The organism is Pseudomonas sp. CROZ-RG-20F-R04-15 (genome assembly GCF_022662375.1).
GTDB lineage: Bacteria > Pseudomonadota > Gammaproteobacteria > Pseudomonadales > Pseudomonadaceae > Aquipseudomonas.
On sequence record NZ_JAKNQL010000008.1, the window covers coordinates 202,643 to 225,696 of the forward strand.

20 protein-coding genes are annotated in these 23,054 nt (G+C 60.1%); 16 read left to right on the plus strand and 4 right to left on the minus strand.

The window, feature by feature from the left end; genetic code table 11:
• Positions 1-69: 69 nt before the first annotated feature.
• Positions 70-819 (minus strand): hypothetical protein, encoded by a 750-nt coding sequence (locus tag L8H52_RS14535; protein ID WP_242207530.1) that lies wholly within the window; start codon positions 817-819, stop codon positions 70-72.
• A 244-nt stretch (positions 820-1,063) separates the two neighbouring features.
• Here L8H52_RS14535 and L8H52_RS14540 point away from each other — a divergent pair, with 244 nt between their 5' ends.
• The 3 genes from L8H52_RS14540 to L8H52_RS14550 all read left to right on the plus strand — a co-directional run bounded on the left by L8H52_RS14540 (position 1,064) and on the right by L8H52_RS14550 (position 3,683).
• Complete coding sequence (locus L8H52_RS14540; RefSeq protein ID WP_242207529.1) at positions 1,064-2,212, plus strand: aldose epimerase family protein; 1,149 nt, start codon at positions 1,064-1,066, stop codon at positions 2,210-2,212.
• A 153-nt stretch (positions 2,213-2,365) separates the two neighbouring features.
• Positions 2,366-3,187 (plus strand): aldo/keto reductase, encoded by an 822-nt coding sequence (locus L8H52_RS14545; protein WP_242207528.1) that lies wholly within the window; start codon positions 2,366-2,368, stop codon positions 3,185-3,187.
• Between the two features lie 25 nt (positions 3,188-3,212).
• Positions 3,213-3,683, plus strand: coding sequence for a DUF1810 domain-containing protein (locus tag L8H52_RS14550; protein WP_242207527.1), 471 nt, complete (start codon positions 3,213-3,215; stop codon positions 3,681-3,683).
• Here L8H52_RS14550 and L8H52_RS14555 read toward each other — a convergent pair.
• Complete coding sequence (locus L8H52_RS14555) at positions 3,648-6,008, minus strand: DNA polymerase II (protein WP_242207526.1); 2,361 nt, start codon at positions 6,006-6,008, stop codon at positions 3,648-3,650. The genes L8H52_RS14550 and L8H52_RS14555 overlap by 36 nt on opposite strands.
• A 198-nt stretch (positions 6,009-6,206) precedes the next feature.
• Between L8H52_RS14555 and L8H52_RS14560 the strand changes: the two genes are divergently transcribed.
• A complete protein-coding gene (locus tag L8H52_RS14560; protein ID WP_008084932.1) occupies positions 6,207-6,647 on the plus strand; it encodes a CBS domain-containing protein in 441 nt (146 codons plus the stop codon).
• Between the two features lie 122 nt (positions 6,648-6,769).
• Here L8H52_RS14560 and L8H52_RS14565 read toward each other — a convergent pair whose 3' ends face one another.
• The gene (locus L8H52_RS14565; RefSeq protein ID WP_242207525.1) at positions 6,770-7,393 is read right to left on the minus strand and encodes a glutathione S-transferase; all 624 of its coding nucleotides are present in this window, start codon (positions 7,391-7,393) and stop codon (positions 6,770-6,772) included.
• Positions 7,394-8,506: 1,113 nt separating this feature from the next.
• Here L8H52_RS14565 and L8H52_RS14570 point away from each other — a divergent pair.
• The 12 genes from L8H52_RS14570 (at position 8,507) to L8H52_RS14625 (ending at position 21,715) form a co-directional block, all read left to right on the plus strand.
• Complete coding sequence (locus L8H52_RS14570; protein WP_242207524.1) at positions 8,507-9,325, plus strand: energy transducer TonB; 819 nt, start codon at positions 8,507-8,509, stop codon at positions 9,323-9,325.
• A 49-nt stretch (positions 9,326-9,374) separates the two neighbouring features.
• The gene (locus L8H52_RS14575; RefSeq protein WP_007918273.1) at positions 9,375-10,079 is read left to right on the plus strand and encodes a MotA/TolQ/ExbB proton channel family protein; all 705 of its coding nucleotides are present in this window, start codon (positions 9,375-9,377) and stop codon (positions 10,077-10,079) included.
• The gene (locus L8H52_RS14580; RefSeq protein WP_007918272.1) at positions 10,079-10,480 is read left to right on the plus strand and encodes a biopolymer transporter ExbD; all 402 of its coding nucleotides are present in this window, start codon (positions 10,079-10,081) and stop codon (positions 10,478-10,480) included. Before L8H52_RS14575 ends, L8H52_RS14580 begins: the two co-directional genes overlap by 1 nt.
• 207 nt (positions 10,481-10,687) lie before the next feature.
• Positions 10,688-13,399: a TonB-dependent receptor gene (locus tag L8H52_RS14585; RefSeq protein ID WP_242207523.1), complete on the plus strand. Its 2,712-nt coding sequence runs from the start codon at positions 10,688-10,690 to the stop codon at positions 13,397-13,399.
• A gap of 153 nt (positions 13,400-13,552) precedes the next feature.
• Entirely contained in the window at positions 13,553-15,418 is a 1,866-nt protein-coding gene (locus L8H52_RS14590; RefSeq protein WP_242207522.1) for an extracellular solute-binding protein, read from the plus strand.
• Between the two features lies 1 nt (position 15,419).
• Complete coding sequence (gene yejB, locus L8H52_RS14595) at positions 15,420-16,484, plus strand: microcin C ABC transporter permease YejB (RefSeq protein WP_242207521.1); 1,065 nt, start codon at positions 15,420-15,422, stop codon at positions 16,482-16,484.
• Entirely contained in the window at positions 16,484-17,506 is a 1,023-nt protein-coding gene (locus L8H52_RS14600) for an ABC transporter permease (protein ID WP_077573741.1), read from the plus strand. Before yejB ends, L8H52_RS14600 begins: the two co-directional genes overlap by 1 nt.
• A 1-nt stretch (position 17,507) precedes the next feature.
• Positions 17,508-19,142, plus strand: a complete 1,635-nt coding sequence (locus L8H52_RS14605; protein ID WP_242207520.1) for an ABC transporter ATP-binding protein — start codon at positions 17,508-17,510, stop codon at positions 19,140-19,142.
• A gap of 168 nt (positions 19,143-19,310) precedes the next feature.
• A complete protein-coding gene (locus L8H52_RS14610; protein WP_175553763.1) occupies positions 19,311-19,832 on the plus strand; it encodes a DUF3455 domain-containing protein in 522 nt (173 codons plus the stop codon).
• Positions 19,833-19,997: 165 nt separating this feature from the next.
• A complete protein-coding gene (locus L8H52_RS14615; RefSeq protein WP_242207519.1) occupies positions 19,998-20,531 on the plus strand; it encodes a sigma-70 family RNA polymerase sigma factor in 534 nt (177 codons plus the stop codon).
• Entirely contained in the window at positions 20,528-21,220 is a 693-nt protein-coding gene (locus tag L8H52_RS14620; protein WP_242207518.1) for an anti-sigma factor, read from the plus strand. Before L8H52_RS14615 ends, L8H52_RS14620 begins: the two co-directional genes overlap by 4 nt.
• A gap of 132 nt (positions 21,221-21,352) precedes the next feature.
• Positions 21,353-21,715, plus strand: coding sequence for a hypothetical protein (locus tag L8H52_RS14625; RefSeq protein ID WP_242207517.1), 363 nt, complete (start codon positions 21,353-21,355; stop codon positions 21,713-21,715).
• Positions 21,716-21,786: 71 nt separating this feature from the next.
• Here L8H52_RS14625 and L8H52_RS14630 read toward each other — a convergent pair whose 3' ends face one another.
• Positions 21,787-22,878, minus strand: coding sequence for a DUF1615 domain-containing protein (locus tag L8H52_RS14630; protein ID WP_242207516.1), 1,092 nt, complete (start codon positions 22,876-22,878; stop codon positions 21,787-21,789).
• Between the last annotated feature and the right edge of the window lie 176 nt (positions 22,879-23,054).

The window sequence follows — 23,054 nt, forward strand, 5'->3', positions numbered from 1 at the left end:
CAGGCACTGAAGTGTTGATTGATCCACCGCTTTCGCGAGCAGGCTCGCTCCCACATTGGATCTCTGCACTCACTGCACCGGAAGGAAATTCAGGAACAACAAACTCTGCGCGTAGTTGAGGCCGATCCGCCGGTAACGCTCATCAAGCATCTGCGTGATCAGGTCCAGTCGCGCAACGATCTTGCCGAACTCGGTGGCGAAGCTCAGGTTGCTGCCCTCCTCCGAGATCTCATTGGAAAACAGCAGCGGCTGACCTTCCTTGTTTTGTCGCTGGGACAAAATCCACGTGGCTTTTTCGATATTGCGTGCAGCGTTGTGAACGAACGTCGGGTTGATCGCGTCGGTCATGTAGAACTCGGTGCGATTGCCGTGGGCGGTGACCAGCATGCTGCCGATCGCATAGATGAACGCGCCGACGCGGTCACCGAGAAACTCCGGGCTCATCGCATAGCTGAGCGCGGCCAGATCCTTGCGCCCGCCAAGCACCGGCAGCGGTTGTTGCTGCTCGATGGCCTGGCGCACCTGTTTCACGGCCGCATGGATGTTGAGAAAGCCTGACTTGCGCAGTTCTTCCGGGTTACGCAAGTACAGCTTGCCCTGCAAGCGATAGAGGCTGTTGAGGTTGTCGCGCATCGCCAGTGTGGCCATGCGGTCGACGCTGGTCTGCAGGAATTCCTGCGGCTGACCGTCACGCATCTGGTTGAAGAAACCGTTGCCGTCCTGGTGACTGCAACCGCTGAACAGCAGCGACGACAAACACGCCAGCAACAGGCACGGGCGGCGGAAAAAAGCAGCGATCAGGGCAAAAACTCTCGGCATGAAATCTCGAACAGGCACATTCCTGTGCGGCGGGAGTCACCGCATCCTGGCCATGGATAGAGCCGCCGATTGCGAAAAAGTGCAGTGGTGCGCATGACCAACCGACCTTCGGCACCTTAGCCACAACCAATTAGTCTGTCTTTATTGTTGAAATAAACGATTAATCAGCTATAAATTTCACTCCAACCAACAAATAGCCTGACTAGTTTCGCTCTGAAAACAACAACAAGAAGGAAGGTCTACCATGCTTCAATCCCGTCACCTGCTCTCCGGCCTCGGACTGTCCCTGATGATCGCCACCCTTTCCGCCAACGCGGCCGGCCTCAGCGCCGAACACAAAGCCTTCGGCAAAACCAATGACGGCACGCCCGTCGAGCAATACATCCTGCGCAACAGCCACGGCATGCAAGCCACCGTGATCACCTACGGCGCGACCCTGCAATCGCTGAAAGTCGCCGACAAACACGGCAAATTCGACGACGTCGTGCTCGGCTTCGACGATGTCCAGGGCTACCAGAAAGGCACCGCCTACTTCGGCGCGACCATCGGCCGTTTCGGCAATCGCTTGGCCGAAGGTGCGTTCGAACTCGACGGCAAGCACTATCAAGTGCCGCAGAACGACAAGACCAACGCGCTGCACGGCGGCACGCAGGGCTTCGACAAGAAAGTCTGGAAGGCACAGGAAACCAGGGACAAGGATTCGGTCGGCGTGACCCTGACCTATCTGTCAGCGGACGGCGAAATGGGCTTCCCCGGCAACCTCACCACCGAAGTGACCTATCGCCTCACCGACAACAACGAACTGCGCATCGACTACAAGGCCAGCACCGACAAACCGACCGTGCTCAACCTGACCAACCACAGCTACTTCAACCTCGCCGGTGCCGGCAATGGCGACATTCTCAAACAGGTCGCCACGCTGCACGCCAGCCATTACACCCCGGTCACCGCCAAACTGATCCCGACCGGCGAACTGGCGCCCGTGGCCGGCACGCCGATGGACTTCACCAAGCCGACCGCGATTGGCACGCACATCAAGGCTGATCATCCGCAGCTGAAGTTTGCTGAGCCGAAACAGGGTGGGTTTGATTTCAACTGGGCGCTGGATACCAAGGGTGACATCGGCAAAGTTGCGACTGAGGTCAGTGATCCGCAGTCCGGTCGCGTGCTGCAGTTGTTCACCACGGAGCCGGGTGTGCAGTTCTATACCAGCAACTTCCTCGACGGCACGGTCAAGGGCAAGAGTGGCAAGGTGTATCCGCACTGGGGCGCGTTTACCCTGGAGACTCAGCATTATCCTGACTCGCCGAATCAGCCGGACTTCCCGAGTACTCGGCTTGATCCGGGGCAGACTTACAGCCACAGCGTGGTGTTGAAGTTCTCCGCCAAGTAAAAACGAAGATCAAAAGATCGCAACGTGCCGCAGCTCCTACAGTTGATCGTTCCCCCTGTAGCTGCGGCACGCTGCGATCTTTTTGCTTTTTGAAGCCCTGCGCTATCCTGCTGCCCACTAAAAGGTATCGACACATTCAGCAAGGAGGTTTGCATGCGTACCCTCGAACTGGCAGGCGTCCAGGTTCCGATCATTGGCCAGGGCACCTGGCGCATGGGTGAAGATCGCTCGGCGCACAAGCGTGAAGTGGCGGCGCTGCGCACGGGGATCGAGCTGGGCATGACCCTGATCGACACGGCGGAAATGTACGCCGAGGGCGGCGCCGAAAGCGTGGTTGGCGAAGCCATTGCCGGCCTGCGCGATCAGGTGTTTCTGGTGAGCAAGGTCTACCCGCACAACGCCAGCCGCAAAGGCATCCCGCAGGCCTGCGAGCGCAGTCTGCGCCGACTCGACACCGATTACATCGACCTCTATCTGTTGCACTGGCGCGGCCAGTATCCGCTGGAAGAAACCGTCGAGGCCTTCGAGCGCCTGCGCGAGGACGGCAAGATCGGCCGTTGGGGCGTGTCGAATTTCGATGTCGACGATCTCGAAGAGCTGTCCAGCTCGGCCTGTGCGACCAATCAGGTGCTGTACAACCTTGAAGAGCGCGGCATCGAATTCGATCTGCTGCCATGGTGCCAACATCAGCGCATGCCGCTGATGGCTTACTGTCCGATCGGCCAGGGCGGCGCGATGCTGGCTGAACCGGTGCTGAATGAAATTGCCGCTCGTCATGGTGTAACCCCCGCGCAGGTTTCGCTGGCGTGGATTCTGCGTCAGGATGGTGTGATTGCGATTCCCAAGGCTGTGCGACCGGAACATGTGCAACTCAATGCACAAGCCGCGCAACTGCAACTGGAGGCCGGGGATCTGGCGGCGCTGGACCAGGCGTTTCAAGCGCCACAACGCAAGCAGCGGCTGGCCATGGTTTGAGCTAGCGGCTGGCGAGGGCTTCGCGATGAGAAGCACTGATCAGTACGACCCGTTCAACCTGCAACGTTTTGTCCAGGCCCAGGACCCGGTGTTCGAGCGCGTGCAACGCGAGCTCGACGACGGCCGCAAGCGCAGCCACTGGATGTGGTTTGTCTTCCCGCAGTTCGCGGGTCTGGGCGGCAGTGAAATGTCCCGGCGCTACGCTATCGGTTCAGCCGAGGAAGCCCGGGCTTATCTGGCCCACGAGCTGCTCGGCGCCCGACTACGCACCGGCACGCAGCTTGTGCTTAATGTGCCACAGCGCTCGATCGCGGAGATTTTCGGCCATCCCGATGACCTGAAATTTCATTCCTCGATGACGCTGTTCGCTCAATTTGCCGCTGAAGACAGCCTGTTCAATCAGGCGCTGGAGCGTTACTTCCACGGCATTCTCGATGAATGGACGCTGCAACTGCTCGACTCAAAACAGGCCCAGTTGCCCGCCGATCAGGGTTGAGAAGTCGTCGTCGACAAACGGCAGAATCGCATCCGCCACCGGTTGCAGCTGCCGAGTGATGTAGTGGTCGTAGTCGATCGCGGCGCGGCGCACTTCCAGCGGTTCCGGGCCGGCCAGGGTGATGACATAGCTGATCCAGCCGCCATTCTGGTATTGCCGTGGTCGCCCGTGTTGCGCGTTGTAGTCATCGGCCAAGCGCGCCGCGCGCACGTGCGGCGGTACGTTGCGCTCGTAATCGTCGAGGGTGCGGCGCAGGCGCTTGCGGTAGACCAGGCGATCATCGAATTCACCGGCGAGGGTTTTGCGCACGTAGTCACGCACGTAATCCTGATAGGGCTTGCGCTGGAAGATCCGCTCGTAGAGTTCCTGCTGGAATTGCCGGGCCAGCAGCGACCAGTCGGTACGCACGGTTTCCAGACCTTTGTAGACCATTTCATCGCTGCCGTCGGCACGGGTGACGAGGCCGGCATAACGTTTTTTGCTGCCCTCCTCCGCGCCGCGAATGGTCGGCATCAGAAAGCGTTTGTAGTGAATTTCGAACTGCAGTTCGAGGGCGCTTTCCAGGCCATATTCATCACGCACATGCGCGCGCCACCAATCATTGACGTGCTTGACCAGCGCATGACCGATGTTCGCCGCCTCTTCCTGTCCGTGCGGGCGACGCAGCCAGACAAACGTCGAGTCGGTGTCGCCGTAAATCACCGCGTGGCCCTGCTCTTCGATCAGCTTGCGCGTGCGCAGCATGATTTCGTGACCGCGCAGGGTGATCGATGACGCCAGCCGCGTATCGAAGAAGCGGCAGCCGCTGGAGCCGAGCACGCCGTAGAAGGCGTTCATGATGATTTTCAGCGCTTGCGATAACGGTGCGTTGTGCTCACGTTTGGCGATCTCACGACCTTCGGCAACGCGCGAGACGATCGACGGCAGGCAATGGCGGGTGCGCGAGAATCGGGCACCACGGAAACCCGCCACGGAATCGGCGTCATCCGGGTGTTGCAGGCCTTCAATAAGGCCCACCGGGTCAATCAGAAAGGTGCGGATGATCGACGGATAAAGGCTCTTGTAATCGAGCACCAGCACCGATTCGTACAGCCCCGGTTGCGAGTCCATGACAAATCCGCCGGGGCTGGCCTGCGGCGGATTGGTGCCGAGGTTCGGCGCAACAAAACCCTGGCGGTGCATCAACGGCATATACAGATGGGTGAACGCCGCCACCGAGCCGCCGCTGCGGTCCGCTGGCAATCCGGTGACGCTGGCGCGCTCGAGCAAGAAGGTCAGCAGTTCGGTCTTGGCGAAGATACGCGTGACCAGTTCGCAGTCCTTGAGGTTGTACTTGGCCGGCGCCGGTTTGTCCTCGGCAAACATGCGGTTGATTTCGTCCATGCGCTGGTACGGATTATCGATCGACTTGCCTTCGCCGAGCAGGGTCTGCGCGACGTTTTCCAGGCTGAACGAAGGGAAACTCCAGGTCGCCGAACGCAAGGATTCAATGCCGTCGATGATCAACCGTCCCGCCGCCGAGGCGAAGTAGTGATTGCGACTGCCGTGTTCGCGCCATTGCATTTCTTCGCCACCACGACCGATTTTCAGCGGCACGCCGAGGCGCCGTGCGTGTTCGTGGAGGATGCGCAGGTCGAACTGCACGACGTTCCAGCCGATGATCGCGTCGGGGTCGTGGCGGGCGAACCAGTCGTTGAGTTTCTTCAGAATGACCGTGCGTGAGTCGCAGTATTCAAGGTCGAAGTCGACGATGCTGGCGTCGCCGTTCGGCGCACCGAGCATGTACACCTGACGTTCGCCGCAGCCTTCGAGGGCGATCGAATACAACTCGCCGGTTTCGGTGGTTTCGATGTCCAGCGAGACCAGTCGCAGTCTCGGTCGGTAATCGGGGTCGGGTTTGAGCTGGGCGTTGAGCAATACGCCGTCGGCATCGGGCGTGCCGCTGAACCGCACCGGTGCGGTGATGAAACGCTCCATCAGATAGCGTTCCGGCGGGCGAACGTCGGCTTCGAAGACGTCGACCCCGTTGCGATTGAGCGTGGTTTCCAGGCGCATCAATTGGCCGTGTTGCTGGCAATACAGCCCCAGCACCGGGCGATGCTCGAAATCCTGCAAGGCCAGCGGGCGCAGTTCGACGTTCTTTTCGTCGTGCAGCAGACGTTCGGCCGCCGCGCGCTGCTCAGCGGGAATAAACGCCACCGACGGCTGATGCGGCAAGCGCACACGGCGCGGCCCGGCGTCGGTCGCCAGCCAGAACTCGACTTCGGTGCCGGCCGCTGTGTCGCGCCAATGCCGGGTCAGGACGAAGCCCTGCGGTAAATCCACCACTGCAACCTCAGGAATTGAAACAGAGGGGCATTCTACGCGGCATTGCGTGGGATGACTCTGGCGATAAATCGGCGCCAACCACGGAAAAAACCGGCGAATGACGTTTTTTGCGTGTTATCTGCCGCTTTGCCACCTTGCCCTGCGCGCTTGCGTCTACGATGCTTGAATAACAACGACAACACCTGAGTAACCGCCATGAAGACCGTCGCCCAACTGCTCAAGCTCAAAGATCAGAAAAATCAGGAAGTGCACCAGATCAAACCTGATCACATGGTGCTCGAAGCGCTGATGAAGATGGCCGAGAAAAACGTCGGTGCCTTGCTGGTGGTCGAAGACGATAAGGTGGTCGGCATCATCAGCGAGCGGGACTACGCGCGCAAACTGGTGCTGCATGGTCGCTCATCCGTGGGCACACCGGTGCGCGACATCATGGTGGCGAACGTGATCACCGTCGACACCCATCAAACCGTCGACACCTGCCTGGGCATCATGTCCGACAAACGCCTGCGGCACTTGCCGGTGGTCGAGAACGGCAAGCTGATCGGCTTGCTGTCGATCGGTGACCTGGTCAAGGAAGCGATTGCCGAACAGGCGGAGCTGATCAAGCAGCTGGAGCAGTACATTCGCGGGGAATAAATCCCAAAGACACCGCCGCCCCCTGTCCTGATCGTTCCCACGCTCCGCGTGGGAATGCCTCCTTTGACGCTCTGCGTCCCGGGCTGCGTTACCACGCAGAGCGTGGGAACGATCATCGTCGGTCAGGACGGCCAATGCCGGGCAAACACCGGTGCCAGCACCGGGTGCCGGTCAATCCGCTGCAACCACGCAGAAAACCCCGGTCGCGTCTGACGCAAATGCTCGCGGCTCCCTGCCCAACGCGTCACCACTGCCGCCAGCACATCCAGTGCCCCCGGCGTTTCGTCATCCAGATACAGCTCGGCGGAAAACTGGTCGGCAAACACCTCCCAACTCCAGTGCAATCGCTCACGCGCGCCGGCCACCAGATTCTGCCGCGAGGCTTCGTCGGGCATCAGCAGCCAGCGCTCCGGATAATCGATGACGCCGATCGCCGCATAACAGTTGCTGACGATGTAGACCAGACCGCGAATCGCCTGATCGCGATCCTCCGCTTTGGCTGGCAGCAGGCCGGACTTGGGAAACGTCAGGCCCAGATGAATCAGGATCGCCGCACTCTCGGTGATGGCGCTGCCATCGGGCAGTTGCAACGTCGGTATCTGCTTGAGTGGATTGAGCTGCGCCAGCGCCTCGGCGGCTTCGGTGCTGGCTTCGATATCAATGAAGCGGTAAGCGATCTGGCACAGTTCCAGCGCCGCTTCGATGGCCGCTGCGCCTGAATTTCTGTGCCCGTAGAGCTGGTACATATCCAATCCCCCCGAAAAGGCCATTGCCACAGGGTAGATGGCTGTAGCGCGGGTGTAGAAATAATCTGTCTGTGTATCGGTTTTGGCACGGTTTTCCCATGCACTCGCGACTTGCGAATTCAAACCTCGCAAAACAGCGCTGGCGGTGCCCATCCCGCACCAAGAGCAATCATCGAACGCTATCCGCGTTCTTGTAAGGTGCGATACCGAACCAAAAGTTCGCGTATCCGAGCTGGCAACAAGGAGTTCACCGCGTGAATCTTCAAACGCTCTGCCGCATCACAACCTCTTTGCATTTATCCGTTCGCCGCCGAGTTCATTCGAACAGTCCCGGCTGCCTTCACACTTACTTTATTACCTGACACCTCGACAGCGCACTGCGTTCGGCAATGAGTCATTGGCCGACGGCAGCGTGCTATTTATTTTTTAAATAAGACTCGGGCAGTTATTGCACGAATGCAGTGTGCATTGAACGACAGCAGGATTGTCGAACAATAACTTTCAGCGCCATTGCAAGTGCACCAAAACTGCTCCACGGATTTGAACTATTCAATACTTCAAACAGCGATTTCATTTAAACAACAACAAGGAACATGCCCCGTGAGCCGCTAAAACATTGACCCGCACCAATTCAGTCCGCCGCGCACCAGCAAGTGCCCTGGCCGCCAGCTGCGCAGCCGCTCTATCCCGCCAACCCGCGGGATATGGCGCACAGCCTGACTCGCCTGTGAAAAAGCTCTCTCAACCGGAGTCACGGCAATCTGCGCGCCTTGGAAAAACCATGACGAGGGTAAAACTTATATAAATGCGACATGGGTAACACTCATGAAATACGCACTCTACATTTCAGCAACATGTGGCACAGCGGTTGCTATGTGTAACAAGCATGAGACACCGACCGTTGTCTTAGGCAATAGAAGAACAACCAGGGAATGGCTGATGAACAGACGAAATCGATAGCGCCAAGCCAGTAAGTTTGCACAAGCCTTGTTCACCGGATAGTTCAACTATCGGCTTCTGCACACCTTGAAGAAAGTTACACCCACCCACTCGAACATCAGCCAAATGTTCGGACGGCACCTTATTGCCCTTCATCCACCCGAGGGAGCTTTAATGAACGATGCGGTAAAGCACAGAACCCTGCCGGGGTCGTTGCGGGAAGCGCCAATTCCGCCGCCTCCGGGCAGGCCGGCCTTCAAAGCCAATACCTCACAACCCGGCGGTCTGAATAAACAGCAGATGGTGTTGCTGGTGGCTGTGTCGGCGCTGATACACGGCGGTGCCTGGTGGTTTCTCCAGCAGTCCAGAACCGAGCCATTGCCAACGCCGCCGCAGATTCCGGAAATGACCGTCGAGCTGACCAGCCCGACACCACCGGCACCGCCTACCCCGGAACCGCCACCGCCGCCGCCTCCCCCACCGGAGCCGGAACAACCGGTGGAAGACGAAGATGCGGTCAAGCCACCACCGAAACCGGTGGAGAAACCCAAGCCGATCGAAAAACCGAAACCGGTCGAGAAGCCGAAACCGGTGAAAAAGGTCGAGCCGCCGAAAGCTCCACCGGCCCCGGCACAACCGGCTGCACCCGCTGCGCCAGCCACCCCGAGCGCGCCACCGGCCCCTGCCGCCGCGCCAGGTCCGGTGAAGGAGTCGGCAGCCGTTTCCGGCCTCGCCAGTCTTGGCAACCCGCCACCGGAATACCCGTCGCTGGCCCTGCGACGCAACTGGGAAGGCAGCGTGGTGCTGCGCATTCAGGTGCTCGCCAACGGTCGCGCAGGATCAGTGACGGTGACCAAATCCAGTGGCAAGCCGCAACTGGATGACGCCGCTGTCGCTGCGGTGAAGAACTGGAAGTTTATTCCGGCCAAACGCGGTGAAACGCCGATCGACGGCTTCGCCACGCAGACCATCGATTTCAAATTGCCGCAATAACCGAACGCTCAATCAACGCACAACCGAATAACGCAAGCGAGGTATCACCATGAACGATTTGTCTTCGATGATTGTCCCCGGCGTGCTCTGGGGTCTGGTGCTGTTTTCCGTGGTCAGCTGGGCGATCCTGCTGGTCAAGTCGGCGCAGTACCTGCGCCAGAAAGCGCAGAACAAGCAGTTCACTAAAGCCTTCTGGGGCGCGCCGGATCTGCTCACCGCCGCCGAACACGCCAGCCAGTATCCTGGTTCGCTGGCGCGCATCGCCAGCAGCGGTTTCGAAGCGCTGCTGGTGGAAGATTCGCCGCGCACCACGCAGCAATTGGCGCACACCATCAACCGTTCGGATCGCCTCGAGCGCAACCTGCGCCAGCAGATCCAGAAGGAACGCCGCTCGCTGGAAAACGGCCAGGCAATCCTCGCCAGTATCGGCAGCACCGCGCCGTTCATTGGTTTGTTCGGCACCGTGTGGGGAATCATGGAAGCGCTGAAAAGCATCGGCGAAACCGGTTCAGCCAGCCTGGAAGCGGTGGCAGGTCCGATCGGTCACGCACTGATCGCCACCGGCGTGGGTATCGCCGTCGCCGTACCGGCGGTGCTGATTTACAACTTTTTCCTGCGTCGTCTGAAACTCGCTTCGGCAGACATGGATGACTTCGCACACGACTTCGACGCCCTCGCCTCGCGCAGCGCGTTTTCCATCAGCCGCCAGGCCATCGCCAGCAAAACCACAGCCGCCGTGCGGGAGGCCAGCTGATGTCTTTTTCTACTCAGGACAGCGATGAAGTGCTCAGCGAAATGAACGTCACGCCACTGGTCGATGTGATGCTCGTGCTGCTGGTGGTGTTCATCGTCACCGCGCCGCTGATGACCAACGCAATCAAGGTCAACCTGCCAAAAACCGACGCCGTCGCCCCCGCCGAGAAGAAAGACCCGGTGGTGGTCAGCGTCGATCAGGACGGCAAGTTCTATCTGGCGAAAACCGAGCTGGCCCCGGAATCGCTGGAAGCCAGCCTTAAAGAGGTCAAGGCCAAGGACGCCGAAGTCCGCGTGCAGCTGCAGGCCGACTCCGCCGTCAATTACGGCCAGGTGGCCAAGGCCATGGCGTCGATCGAACGCTCGGGCATTACCAAGATTTCGGTGATGACCACCCATTGAGTGCGGTGGCGGGCGCGCCTTGAGGGACACGCCCGCCACCGTTCGCTGACTCCCGTCGCAACCAGCCGACCGAAAAAACGCCACGCGTCTTCGGAGGGGATCGGCTTGCTTGAAGAAAGTGGTTTTCCGCACGCGGTATCACCGATAGCGGAGCAATGAGGGGCTCACAAGGCCAATTCGATAACGTCTAAAAAGTCGGAAATAACCATGCTGATGAACACTCCACGCTTCACGCTCAAACCCTTGGTGGCAACGATTTCTCGCCACCGTTTTGTTCCGTTGTATCTGGTGGCCATGGGGATGGGCGCCGGGACTGTGCAGGCGGCCGAGGACGACAACGCTGCCGTCCCGGCAGCTGCGGCGGTGGCTGCGCCAACCACGCAACTGCAACGGGTGGAAGTGACCGGTTCGGCGATTCGCCGGGTCGATGCGGAAACGGCGGTGCCGATCACCATTCTCAAGGCCGATGAGCTGCGCAAACAGGGCGTGACCACCACCGCCGAACTGGTGCAGCGCATCACCGGCAGCCAGTCGATCAACAACAGCGCCGGCTCCGTGGGCGCGGCGACTGGCGGCGCCTCGTTCGCCGACATGCGCGGCATCGGCGCGAACAAGACGCTGGTGCTGCTCAACGGTCGACGTCTGGCCAACAACGCCTTGTCGGGGACCAACTCGGCCGGCGGCGCGGTGGATCTGAACATGATCCCGTTTGCCGCCATCGAGCGCGTCGAAGTGCTGCGCGACGGCGCCTCGGCCCTGTACGGCACCGACGCCATCGGCGGTGTGATCAACTTCATCACCAAGAAATCCCTGACTGACGGCCAATTGACCCTCGGCGGCGAAACCCCGACCCACAGCGGCGGCGGTGCGACCAAGGACATGAGCGCCAGTTGGGGCTACGGCGATCTGGAGGAGGACCGCTTCAACGTCCTTGGCGTGTTCAACTACAACAAGCAGCAGAACCTCGACGCCAACGACCGCTCCTTCGCCACCGACTACGCGCCCGGTCGCGGTCTCGATCAGACTTCGGGCACCGCGTTCCCCGGCAACTACAGCCAGAACGGCAACGCGACCAACCCGTTGGCCAACAGCAATTGCAACGGCCCCAACCTGATCGCCCGCGACGGCTTGTGCCGCTTCAGTACCCGTGAATTCATCGACCTGGTGCCGCAAACCGAGAAGACCTCGTTCTTCGGCAAGACCACCGGCAAGCTCGGCGACGATCACAACGTCAACCTCGAATACTTCTGGTCGCGCAACAACAACGCCACGGCGGTCGGCCCTGCGCCGTTGACCGGTCTGAGCCTCGACGGCTCATCGCCCTACTACCCCGGCAATGGCATCACCCCGGCACCGACCGATTTCGCCCTCGACCCGACGCAACCGGTCGATGTGAACTGGCGTGAAACTGCTGCCGGCCCGCGCGAATCGAAAGACCAGAACACCAGCCAGCGCTTCTTGCTCAGCTTCGATGGCTTGGTCGGTGGCTGGGATTACAACGTCGGCGCCTCGTACAACCAGAACAAAATCGTCTCCAGCGTCACCAGCGGTTATGTCAGCGATCAGGCAATGATCGACGGTCTGGCCAGCGGTTTGCTCAACCCGTTCGGCCCACAGTCCGCCGCCGGTCAGCAATACATCGATAACGCGGCGTATCACGGCGCTTACTCCACTGCTGTGGGTCGTGTAGCCGGTTTCGATGGTCGTATCAGCCGTGAAATCGGCGATTGGTTCGGTGCCGGCCCTTCCGGTCTGGCCCTGGGTGGCGAGTACCGCAAAGAGAAATTCCACCAGGACTTCGAGTCCTTCGCCGGCGACATCCAGAGCCTCGGCATCGACCCGGCCGGCAGTGTCGAAGGTGACCGCAGCGTCAAAGCTGCCTACGCGGAAATCAACGTGCCGGTGCTCGACAGCCTCGAACTGTCCGCCGCCGTGCGTCACGACAAATACAGCGACTTCGGCAGCACCACCAACCCGAAATACTCGTTCCGTTATCAGCCATTGAAAGAGTTGGTGGTGCGTGGCGCCTACAGCGAAGGCTTCCGTGCGCCATCGCTGTACGAGCTGTATTCGCCGCGCAGCATCACCTACACCCAGGGCTACTACAACGACCCGGTGCTGTGTACCGGCGGCGTGGTACAACCGGGCGGCAACGGCGGCCGCGATTGCGGTCAGCAGTTCCTCAACCAGATCGGCGGCAACGAAGACCTGGCCCCGGAGAAGGCGCGCAACGTGACCCTCGGCTTCGTCTATCAGCCGATCAACAACCTCTCGGTGGGTCTGGATTTCTGGTGGATTCACATTTCCAACCAGATCCAGCCATTCCCGGAATCCACCGTGTTTGATCAGGCCGGCTCCTATCAGGACCGTTTTGTGCGCAACGCCGATGGCACGCTCAACTACATCGTCACCGGCAACGCCAACCTCGGCATCGTCGAAACCAACGGTGTCGACGTGTCGCTGGATTACCGCTTCCCGAACACGCCGTACGGTCAGTTCGGTCTGGGCCTGCAAGGCACCTATGTTGACGAGTACGACTTCCAGAGCACCATCAAAGGCCCGTTCACCGACAAGGTCGGCGACTTCGAAGGTGACGGCGTGATCGCGCGCTGGAAGCATAACCTCACCGGCAGCTGGACCTTCGGCGCGGCGCGGGCAGCACTGACCAACCGCTTCACCACCGGCTACAACGACTACGACCGCGATACCCACGCGCGCGTGGCGTCGTATTCAGTGTGGGACCTGTCGGCCGGTTACACCTTCAACAAGGTGCTGGATGTCGATGCCGGGATGAAGAACGTGTTTGACCGCAATCCGCCGTTTTCCAACCAGGCTTACAACTTCCAGAGCGGCTATGACCCGCGCTACACCGACCCGCTGGGCCGCACGTTATTTGCGCGCATGACTTACCACTTCTAACCAGAAACAGAACACATCTCCCCCTGTGGGAGCGAGCCTGCTCGCGAAAGCGGTGGATCAGCAAGAGAGATGTCGGCTGACAAGACGCCTTCGCGAGCAGGCTCGCTCCCACATTGGGTCCGTGGACTTTCAGGGATTTTGAGGAGTGATTGCATGAGTTTTTTGCGCAACATGGCGGGCCTGCTTTTGGGCAGTGCGCTACTGTGCACCGGCACCTCGGTGCTGGCCGCTGGCAGTTATGCGCTGACGGTGTACGGCGAGGCGCCGAAGTATCCGGCGAATTTCCAGCATTTCGAATTCGTCGATCCCAACGCGCCCAAGGGCGGTTCGCTGAGCCGCGCGTCGATGGAAATCGGCCAGTACAACTACATCAGCCCTTACGCCGATCAGGGCATTTCCGTGGTGCAGGTCAACGACTGGGTGTACTCGCCGCTGGCGTTCCGTTCACTCGACGAGCCGTACACCGTTTACGCATTGGTCGCGCAGCAGATCGAGCGCGACCCCGATGGACTCTGGGTGCGCTTCACCCTCAATCCAAAAGCACGTTTCGCCGACGGCACGCCGATTACCGCCGAAGACGTGCGCTACACGTACAACCTGCTGATGACCAAGGGCAGCCTGAGTTATCGCCAGCAATACGCCGACGTTCAGGACGTGTTGATCGAAGGCCCGCGACAGGTGCGCTTCACCTTCAAGAACAACCTCAACCGCACCCTCGCGCTGGATCTGGCGACGATGCGCATCGTCCCCGAACACTGGTGGAAAACCCGCGACTTCGCCAATGGCGGCGGTTTCGAGCCACCGCTGGGCAGCGGCCCGTACCGGGTGAGCAAGGTCGACGCCGGGCGCAGCATCAGTTTCCAGCGCGATCCGGACTGGTGGGGCAAGGACCTGCCGGTCAGTCGCGGCATGTACAACTTCGACACCCTCACAGTGAATTTCTACGGCGACACCGACGTCGCCCGCCAGTTGTTGCAGGCCGGTGCGTTCGACTACAACCGCGAATTTTCCTCCTCCGGCTACGTGGTCGGCTACGACAGCCCGGCGTTGCGCGACGGGCGCTTGCAGCAGTCGATTCTGGCGCCGGAAAAACCCACCGCCGCCCAAGGCTTTGTGTTCAACCTGCAGAACCCGATCTTCCAGGATCGCCGCGTGCGTCAGGCGATCAGCCTGCTGTGGGATTTCGAGTGGACAAACAAACAGATGATGCGCGGCTTCTACGTGCGCCAGAACAGCTTCTGGCCAAAGAGTGAAATGGCCGCCACCGCCCTGCCCGACGCTGAAGAATTGAAGATCCTCAAACCGCTACGCGGACAGGTTCCTGACGAGGTTTTCACCACGGTGTATGAGGCCCCGAAAACCGATGGCAGCGGCTACATCCGCGACAAGCAACTGCAAGCGCTGAGGCTGCTCGCCGAGGCTGGCTGGACGCCGCAACACAATCGTTTGGTCAATGCTGCTGGCGAGCCGCTGGAGTTCACTTTTCTCGACGGTCAGGGCGGCTTCGATCGCATGCTGCTGCCGTTCAAACGCACCCTCGCGCAGATCGGCATCACCCTGAATCTGCGGCGGATCGATTCAGCGCAATACGTCAACCGCCTCAACGCCCGCGACTACGACATGATCGTCACCAGTTTCCCGCGCAGCGGCGATCCGATCGTCTCGCCCGGCCGCGAGTTGTACAGCCTGTACGCCTCGCAAAGTGCCACGCAAGTCGGCAGCTCGAACTCGATGGTGTTGGCCAATCCGGCGGTCGATCAACTGATCGACGGGCTGGTCCAGGCCAACACCCGCGAAACCATGGTGCATTACGCCCGCGCCCTCGACCGGGTGCTGCAATGGGGTTACTACATGATTCCCAACTACTACTCCAAAGGCACGCCGACGGTGTATCAGAACCGCTTCGGCATGCCGCCCGTGCAACCGGCGTACGACGAAGGCCTCAACACCTGGTGGGAGGTATCGGCCAAGGCGTTGACCACCCAGCAGATGCACACTCAGCTCGCGGGGGGCCAGTGACATGTTGCGTTATCTGAGCCGACGTTTGCTGCTGATCATCCCCACGCTGCTGTGCATTCTGGTGGTCAATTTTCTTATTGTGCAGGCCGCGCCGGGTGGCCCGGTCGAGCAAGCCATTGCGCGCCTGCAAGGTTTTGGCGGGCACAGCATGGGCGGCGGTGGCGAGGTCGCCGCGATTGGCGGCGCCGGGCGCAGCAGCCGTGGTCTCGACCCGGCGCTGATCGAGGAAATCAAACACCATTACGGCTTCGACAAACCGATGCACGAACGCCTGTGGCTGATGTTGAAAAACTACGCGCAGCTGGATCTGGGCAGCAGTTTCTTTCGCGGCGCCAAAGTCACTGATCTGATCGTGCAGAAACTGCCGGTGTCGCTGTCGCTGGGTTTGTGGGCGACGTTGATCACTTACCTGATTTCGATCCCGCTGGGCATTCGCAAAGCGATCAGGAACGGCAGCGCGTTTGATGTCTGGAGCAGCACGGCAATCATCATCGGCTATGCGATGCCCGCGTTCCTCTTCGCGATTCTGTTGATCGTGGTGTTCGCCGGTGGCAGCTACGTCAACTGGTTTCCAGTGCAGGGCTTGGTCTCGGATAACTTCGACAGCCTCAGCACACTGGGCAAGATTGGCGATTACCTCTGGCACCTGGTATTGCCGGTGACGGCGCTGGTGATTGGCGGCTTCGCCACGCTGACGATCCTGACCAAAAACAGCTTCCTCAACGAGATCAGCCGTCAGTACGTGATCACCGCGCGGGCCAAGGGTCTGACCGAGAGGCGCGTGCTCTACGGCCATGTGTTTCGTAACGCCATGTTGTTGGTGGTGGCCGGTGTGCCGTCGGCACTGATCGAGGTGTTTTTCGCCGGCTCCCTGCTGATCGAAACCATCTTCAACCTCGACGGCCTCGGGCGCATGAGCTACGAGGCGGCAGTGTCGCGCGACTATCCGGTGGTATTCGGCGCGCTGTTTCTGTTCACCCTTTTCGGTTTGCTGATCAAGCTGATCGGCGACCTCTGCTACACCCTGCTCGACCCGCGCATCGACTTCTCGGCGAGGACTGCCTGATGTTCACTCTTTCTCCTCTCGGTCAGCGTCGCGTTGCGCAATTCAAAGCCAATCGGCGCGGACGCTGGTCGTTGTGGCTGTTTATCGGTCTGTGCCTGATTTGTCTGGGCGGTGAGTTGATCGCCAACGACAAACCGCTGGTAATCCGCTATCACGACGCTTTTTACTTTCCGATCCTCAGCGATTACCTGGAAACCGACTTCGGCGGCGAGCTGCCATTTCAACCGGATTACGCCAGCAGTTACGTGCACAAGTTGATCGAGGATCAGGGCGGCTGGATGCTGTTTCCGCCGATTCCGTTCAGCTACGACACGGTCAATTACGACCTCAGCGAACCGGCGCCGAGTCCGCCATCCTCGAGCAATTGGCTGGGCACCGATGATCAGGCACGCGACGTGTTGGCGCGGGTGATTTTCGGCACGCGGATTTCGATCCTGTTTGCGCTGATCCTCACCGGCATCAGTGCGCTGATCGGCATCGTTGCCGGGGCGTTGCAGGGTTATTACGGCGGTTGGGTCGACTTGCTCGGGCAGCGCGTGCTGGAGATCTGGTCGGGATTGCCGGTGCTGTACCTGCTGATCATTTTGTCCGGGTTCGTCTCGCCGAGTTTCTGGTGGTTGCTGGGGATCATGGCGCTGTTTTCCTGGCTCGCATTGGTCGATGTGGTGCGTGCCGAGTTTCTGCGCGGACGCAATCTGGAATACGTCAAAGCTGCGCGAGCGCTGGGCCTGACCGACAACGAACTGATGTGCCGACACATCCTGCCCAACGCCATGACCTCCACCCTCACCTACCTGCCGTTCATTCTGACCGGCGCCATCGCCACGCTGACCGCGCTGGACTTTCTCGGCTTCGGCATGCCGGCGGGCACCGCGTCGCTGGGCGAATTGATCGGCCAGGCCAAGCGCAATCTGCAAGCGCCGTGGCTGGGGTTGACCGCGTTTTTTGCCTTGGCACTGATTTTGTCTTTGTTGGTTTTCATCGGTGAGGCTTGCCGTGATGCGTTTGATCCAAGGAGCTGAGATGAACGACAACCTGATTGAAATTCGCGATCTGCGCGTGGCCTTCGCCGGGGAGGCAGTGGTGCATGGTTTGAACCTCGATATTCGCCGGGGCGAGTGCCTGGCACTGGTTGGTGAATCCGGCTCGGGCAAGTCAGTGACCGCGCATTCGATCCTGCGTTTGTTGCCGGGCAAGAACGTCAGCAGCAGCGGCGCGATCCGCTATAACGGCGTGGACTTATTGCACGCCAGCGAGCAGCAGATGCGTGGCTTGCGTGGCAATCGCATTGCGATGATTTTTCAGGAGCCGATGACCTCGCTCAATCCGTTGCACACGGTGGAAAAGCAGGTCAGCGAAGTGCTGGAGATTCACAAAGGTCTGAAGGGCCGCGCTGCCCGCGAACGGACGTTGGAGTTGCTGGAGCTGGTCGGTATTCGCCAGCCATTGCAGCGTTTGAAAGCCTATCCGCATCAGCTCTCCGGTGGGCAGCGGCAACGAGTGATGATTGCGATGGCGCTGGCCAACGAGCCGGAACTGTTGATCGCCGATGAGCCGACCACGGCGCTGGATGTCACGGTGCAGCAGAAGATTCTCGAGTTGCTGATCGAGTTGCAGCAACGGCTGGGCATGTCGCTGCTATTGATCAGTCATGACCTCAATCTGGTGCGGCGCATTGCGCAGCGGGTGTGCGTGATGCGCCATGGCGAGATTGTTGAGCAGGCCGATTGCGAAGCGCTGTTTCGGGCGCCGCAGCATCCTTACAGTCGTTTGCTGATCGAGGCCGAACCGAGCGGTGCGCCGGTGCCGAGTGAATACGATCACAACCTGCTCGAAGTCGATGATTTGAAGGTGTGGTTTCCGTTGCCCAAAGCGCTGTTCAGCCGGCAGCAGGATTACATCAAAGCGGTGGACGGGGTCAGTTTCACCCTGCAACGGGGCAAGACCTTGGGGATTGTTGGCGAGTCGGGTTCGGGCAAATCAACGTTGGGTCAGGCGATCCTGCGGCTGGTCGAATCCGAGGGCAATATCCGTTTTGGCAACAAGCAACTCAGCCTGCTCAATCAACGCTTGATGCGGCCGTTGCGGCGGCAGATTCAAGTGGTGTTTCAGGATCCGTTCGGCAGCCTCAGCCCACGGATGTCGGTGCAGCAGATCATTGCCGAAGGCTTGCTGACTCACGGTATCGGTACCGAGGCCGAGCGGGAGGCGGCGGTGATTCGCGTATTGGAGGAAGTCGGCCTCGACCCGCAGAGCCGCCATCGTTATCCCCACGAGTTTTCCGGTGGCCAGCGCCAGCGCATTTCCATCGCCCGCGCACTGGTGCTGGAACCGGCGCTGATTCTGCTCGACGAACCGACTTCGGCGCTGGATCGTACGGTGCAAAAGCAGGTGGTGGAGTTGCTGCGGCAACTACAAATCAAACATGGGCTGACCTATTTGTTTATCAGCCATGATCTGGCGGTGGTGCATGCGTTGGCGCATGACTTGATGGTGATCAAGGATGGCAAGGTGGTGGAGCAGGGTTCGTCGCGGGAAATCTTTGCCGCGCCCAAACATCCCTACACCCAGGAACTCCTGAATGCCTCCGGCCTAAAGCCAGACAAAAATCCTTGTGGGAGCGAGCCTGCTCGCGAATACGGTGTGTCAGTTACATAAGTGCTGGCTGACCCGGCGCCTTCGCGAGCAGGCTCGCTCCCACAGGGGTTATCGTCGGGTTTGAAATTTATTTTTCGGGCACTGCATCCAAACGCCTCCGCCACGGGTAGTCCCTGTAACAGCCCGCTTCGGCTGCCAGCGATCTACCCTTTTCGGAGAAACATACTGATGAACATCACCCAGTTGATCTGCCTCACCGGTTTGCTCACCGCCAGCGCCTCAACCTTCGCCCAAAGCAGTTATCCCGACGCGATCAAAGTCCCGGACGGCCACAAGATCGCGATGGAGACCACCGGGGTCGGCGAGATCACCTACGAATGCCGTGACAAAGCCAATACCCCGGGACAGACCGAGTGGACCTTTGTCGGCCCGAAAGCGGTGCTCAATGATCGCAGCGGCAAACAAGTCGGCACTTACTTCGGCCCGCCGGCCACCTGGCAGGCCAAGGACGGTTCGAAAGTCACCGGTACGCAATTGGCCGTGGCGCCGTCGACTCCGGGCAACCTGCCCTATCAACTGGTCAAGGCCAATCCGGCCGAAGGTAAAGGCGCGATGACGGGTGTGAGTTACATCCAGCGTGTCGCGCTCAAGGGCGGCGTGGCGCCGGGCAGTGAATGCACGGCGGCGAACAAGGGCAAGCAGGAAGTGGTGAAGTATCAGGCCGATTACATCTTCTGGGCGGCGAACTGATTCCCGGAGTTACCGAGATCCAATGTGGGAGCGAGCCTGCTCGCGAATGCGGTGGGTCAATCACATAAGTGTTGACTGACCCGACGCCTTCGCGAGCAGGCTCGCTCCCACAGGGGGCAATTGGGTTGTCTGGATGTTTGGGGAATGTGAGCTAGATTGCACGACATGCCTTTAGCCGAATCCACATTCGATTACGAAGCGCGCCTCGCTGCCTGTGCCCGAGGCGAGCGCGCGGCCCTGCGCGATTTGTATGTGCAGGAAGGCCCGCGTCTGCTCGGCGTGGCCAAGCGGCTGGTGCGCGATACGGCACTGGCGGAGGACATCGTTCATGAGGCCTTCATCAAGATATGGAACGGCGCTGCGGGGTTTGACCCGGCGCGTGGTTCGGCGCGTGGCTGGATGTTCAGCGTGACCCGGCATCTGGCGCTCAACCTGCTGCGTGATCACGGGCGGGAAACGCCGTTCAACGAGGCCCACGAAAGCGCTGAGGACGATGACAGCTTCGACGCCTACGCGCATTCGACACGCATCCATCATTGTCTTGAACAACTGGAGCCAAAACGCCGCAACTGCATCCTCCACGCCTATGTCGACGGTTACAGTCACGCGCAGATTGCCGCGCGCCTCGATACGCCGCTGGGCACCGTCAAGGCGTGGATCAAGCGCAGCCTCAATGCGTTGCGGGAGTGCATGGGATGACCAGCGAATCGGCGCAGGAACGTGATGAACTGGCTGGCGAATATGTGCTTGGCACGCTGCCCGCCGAGCAGCGCATCGAAGTGCAACGGCGCTTGCCGAATGAGCCCGAATTGCGTGCGGCGGTGGATGCCTGGGAACGGCGTCTGCTGGAGTTGACCGATCTTGCGCCCGCGCAACAACCGTCGGCGCAGTTGTGGTCGCGCATTGAGCGCAGCCTCGAACGACTCACACCGAAAGCGCCATCGACCTCATGGTGGAACCTGCTGCCGCTCTGGCGCGGATTGAGTGCTGCCGGATTGGCCGCCACGTTGATTCTGGGCTCGATCCTGCTGACCCAGACCACGCCGAAACCGAGTTATCTGGTGGTGCTGGTCGCGCCGCAAGACAAGGCTCCGGGCTGGGTGATCCAGGCGAGCAATTCGCGGGAGATTCAATTGATTCCGCTGGGTGTGGTCGAAGTACCGGCGGACAAGGCACTGGAATTCTGGACCAAGGCTGATGGCTGGCAAGGGCCGGTATCGCTAGGTTTGGTCAAGCCTGGACAGGCGTTGTCGGTGCCGCTGGACAAGCTGCCGCCGCTGCAACCGAACCAGTTGTTCGAACTGACACTAGAGGGAGCCAATGGCTCGCCGATCGGCAAACCGACCGGGCCGATTCAGGCGATCGGGCGCGCGGTGAAGGTGCTGTAAGGCTCTGCTCTGCGGCTTCTGGCAAACATCATCGGCATCGATGTTTACAATCACGGCAATGAAGTTCTCATAAAAAATCCCGGGCGTAACATCTGCTCCATACCAACCAACAACACCCCGGAGCACACCATCATGAAACGCCAAACCCTTCTCGGCATCGCTTTCTCGGTCTTCGCTATCAACGCTTTCGCCGCTACCCCGGCCCACACCATGATCGCCGAAGGCGGCTCGGACAAACTGATCGAAAGCCGTGTGGCTGAAGGTGGTTCGGATCGTCTGATCGAACGTCGCGTTGCCGAAGGTGGTTCGGATCGTCTGCTCGAACGCCGCGTTGCTGAAGGTGGTTCGGATCGTCTGATCGAACGCCGCGTTGCTGAAGGTGGTTCGGATCGTCTGATCGAACGCCGCGTTGCTGAAGGTGGCTCGGATCGTCTGATCGAACGTCGTGTTGCCGAAGGTGGTTCGGATCGTCTGCTCGAACGCCGCGTTGCCTGAATGAATGGCTGTAAGCGCAACACCCCAGAGAAACCCGGCTCCCTCAGCCGGGTTTTTTATGTCTGTGTGTTTTATCCGGCCTTGGCCATGCAGCGTTTGTAGCGCTCGTCCACGCGTTTGGCGAACCAGGCCGTCGTCAGCTTGCGGGTGATCTTCGGGCTCTGCAGGACGATCCCCGGCAACACCGCACGTGGCAGCTTTTTCCCTTCCGCTTGCTCTGCCAGTTCAAACACCCGTTGATAGAGTTTGGTCTCTTCGAACTCAAGGGTTTTGCCCTTCTCCAGTTGATCGCGAATGGTCGGGTTGCGCATGCCCAATGACTTGCCGAGGGTGCGCACCGCCAGTTCAGTACCGCCAGGCATGATCGAGTCGTAGCGAATCAGATCGCCATCGAGTGCCAGCGGGATGCCAGAAGCACGGCTGACTGCATTCTGGAAAGCGGCATTGCGGCTGGCGTACCAACCGGCATTGAAATCAGCAAACCGATACAGCGGCTCGCGATAGCTCACCGGATAACCGAGCAAATGCGCGATACCGAAATACATGCCGCCCCGGCGGCTGAAAACCTCGTGGCGGATCGTGCCATCCACCGGGTATGGATAATCCTTGGCGTGCTGCTCGGCAAATTCGATGCTGACCTGCATTGGCCCGCCGGTGTGCACCGGGTTGAAGCCGCCGAACAGCGTGCGGCCCATCGGCACCCGGCCGATGAAGTCGTCGAAAATGCCACTGAGCTCTTTTTCACTGCGCGCCGCGCTCAGGCGATCACTGTAGGTCTTGCCGTTGGTTGAGCGCACTTGCAGCGCGCCGCTGACCAACAGGCTGGGGATATGCACTTTGGCGGCACGACGGTCGATTTCGTCGCGGGCGATTTTGCCCAGGCCGGGCACGGTGGGATCGGCCTGAAAGGTGGATTCCTGTTCGGCAACGGCCAGTACCGAACACAGATTCTGTGTGGTCGGGCTGATGTTCTGCGCGGCAAATGCGGCGTAGATATCGGTGGCCCAGCCTTGGCGATCAGCGGTCTTGGCCGGCATCAGCCGGACGATCTCAGCCTTCACTTCAGCAGGCGCACGGGGCACCGGTTCCTGGCTGCGCTGCCCGGCGCAACCGGCGAGCACCAGCAGTGCGGCGAAGGTGATCGGTAATCGAAAGTTTTGCATGAAGCTTTATCCAGTCCGTTAAGCCCGAACCACCATACACAATCCGTGCAGGAGCTGCCGCAGGCTCCTGCACAGGAATGCGGGTATTGAAGGGGTGATGACAAACTGATTGCAAAACGTTACTGAGAAAATCTATCATTTGCACCTGGAGTCGCATTTGCGCAAGGAGTTCCGCG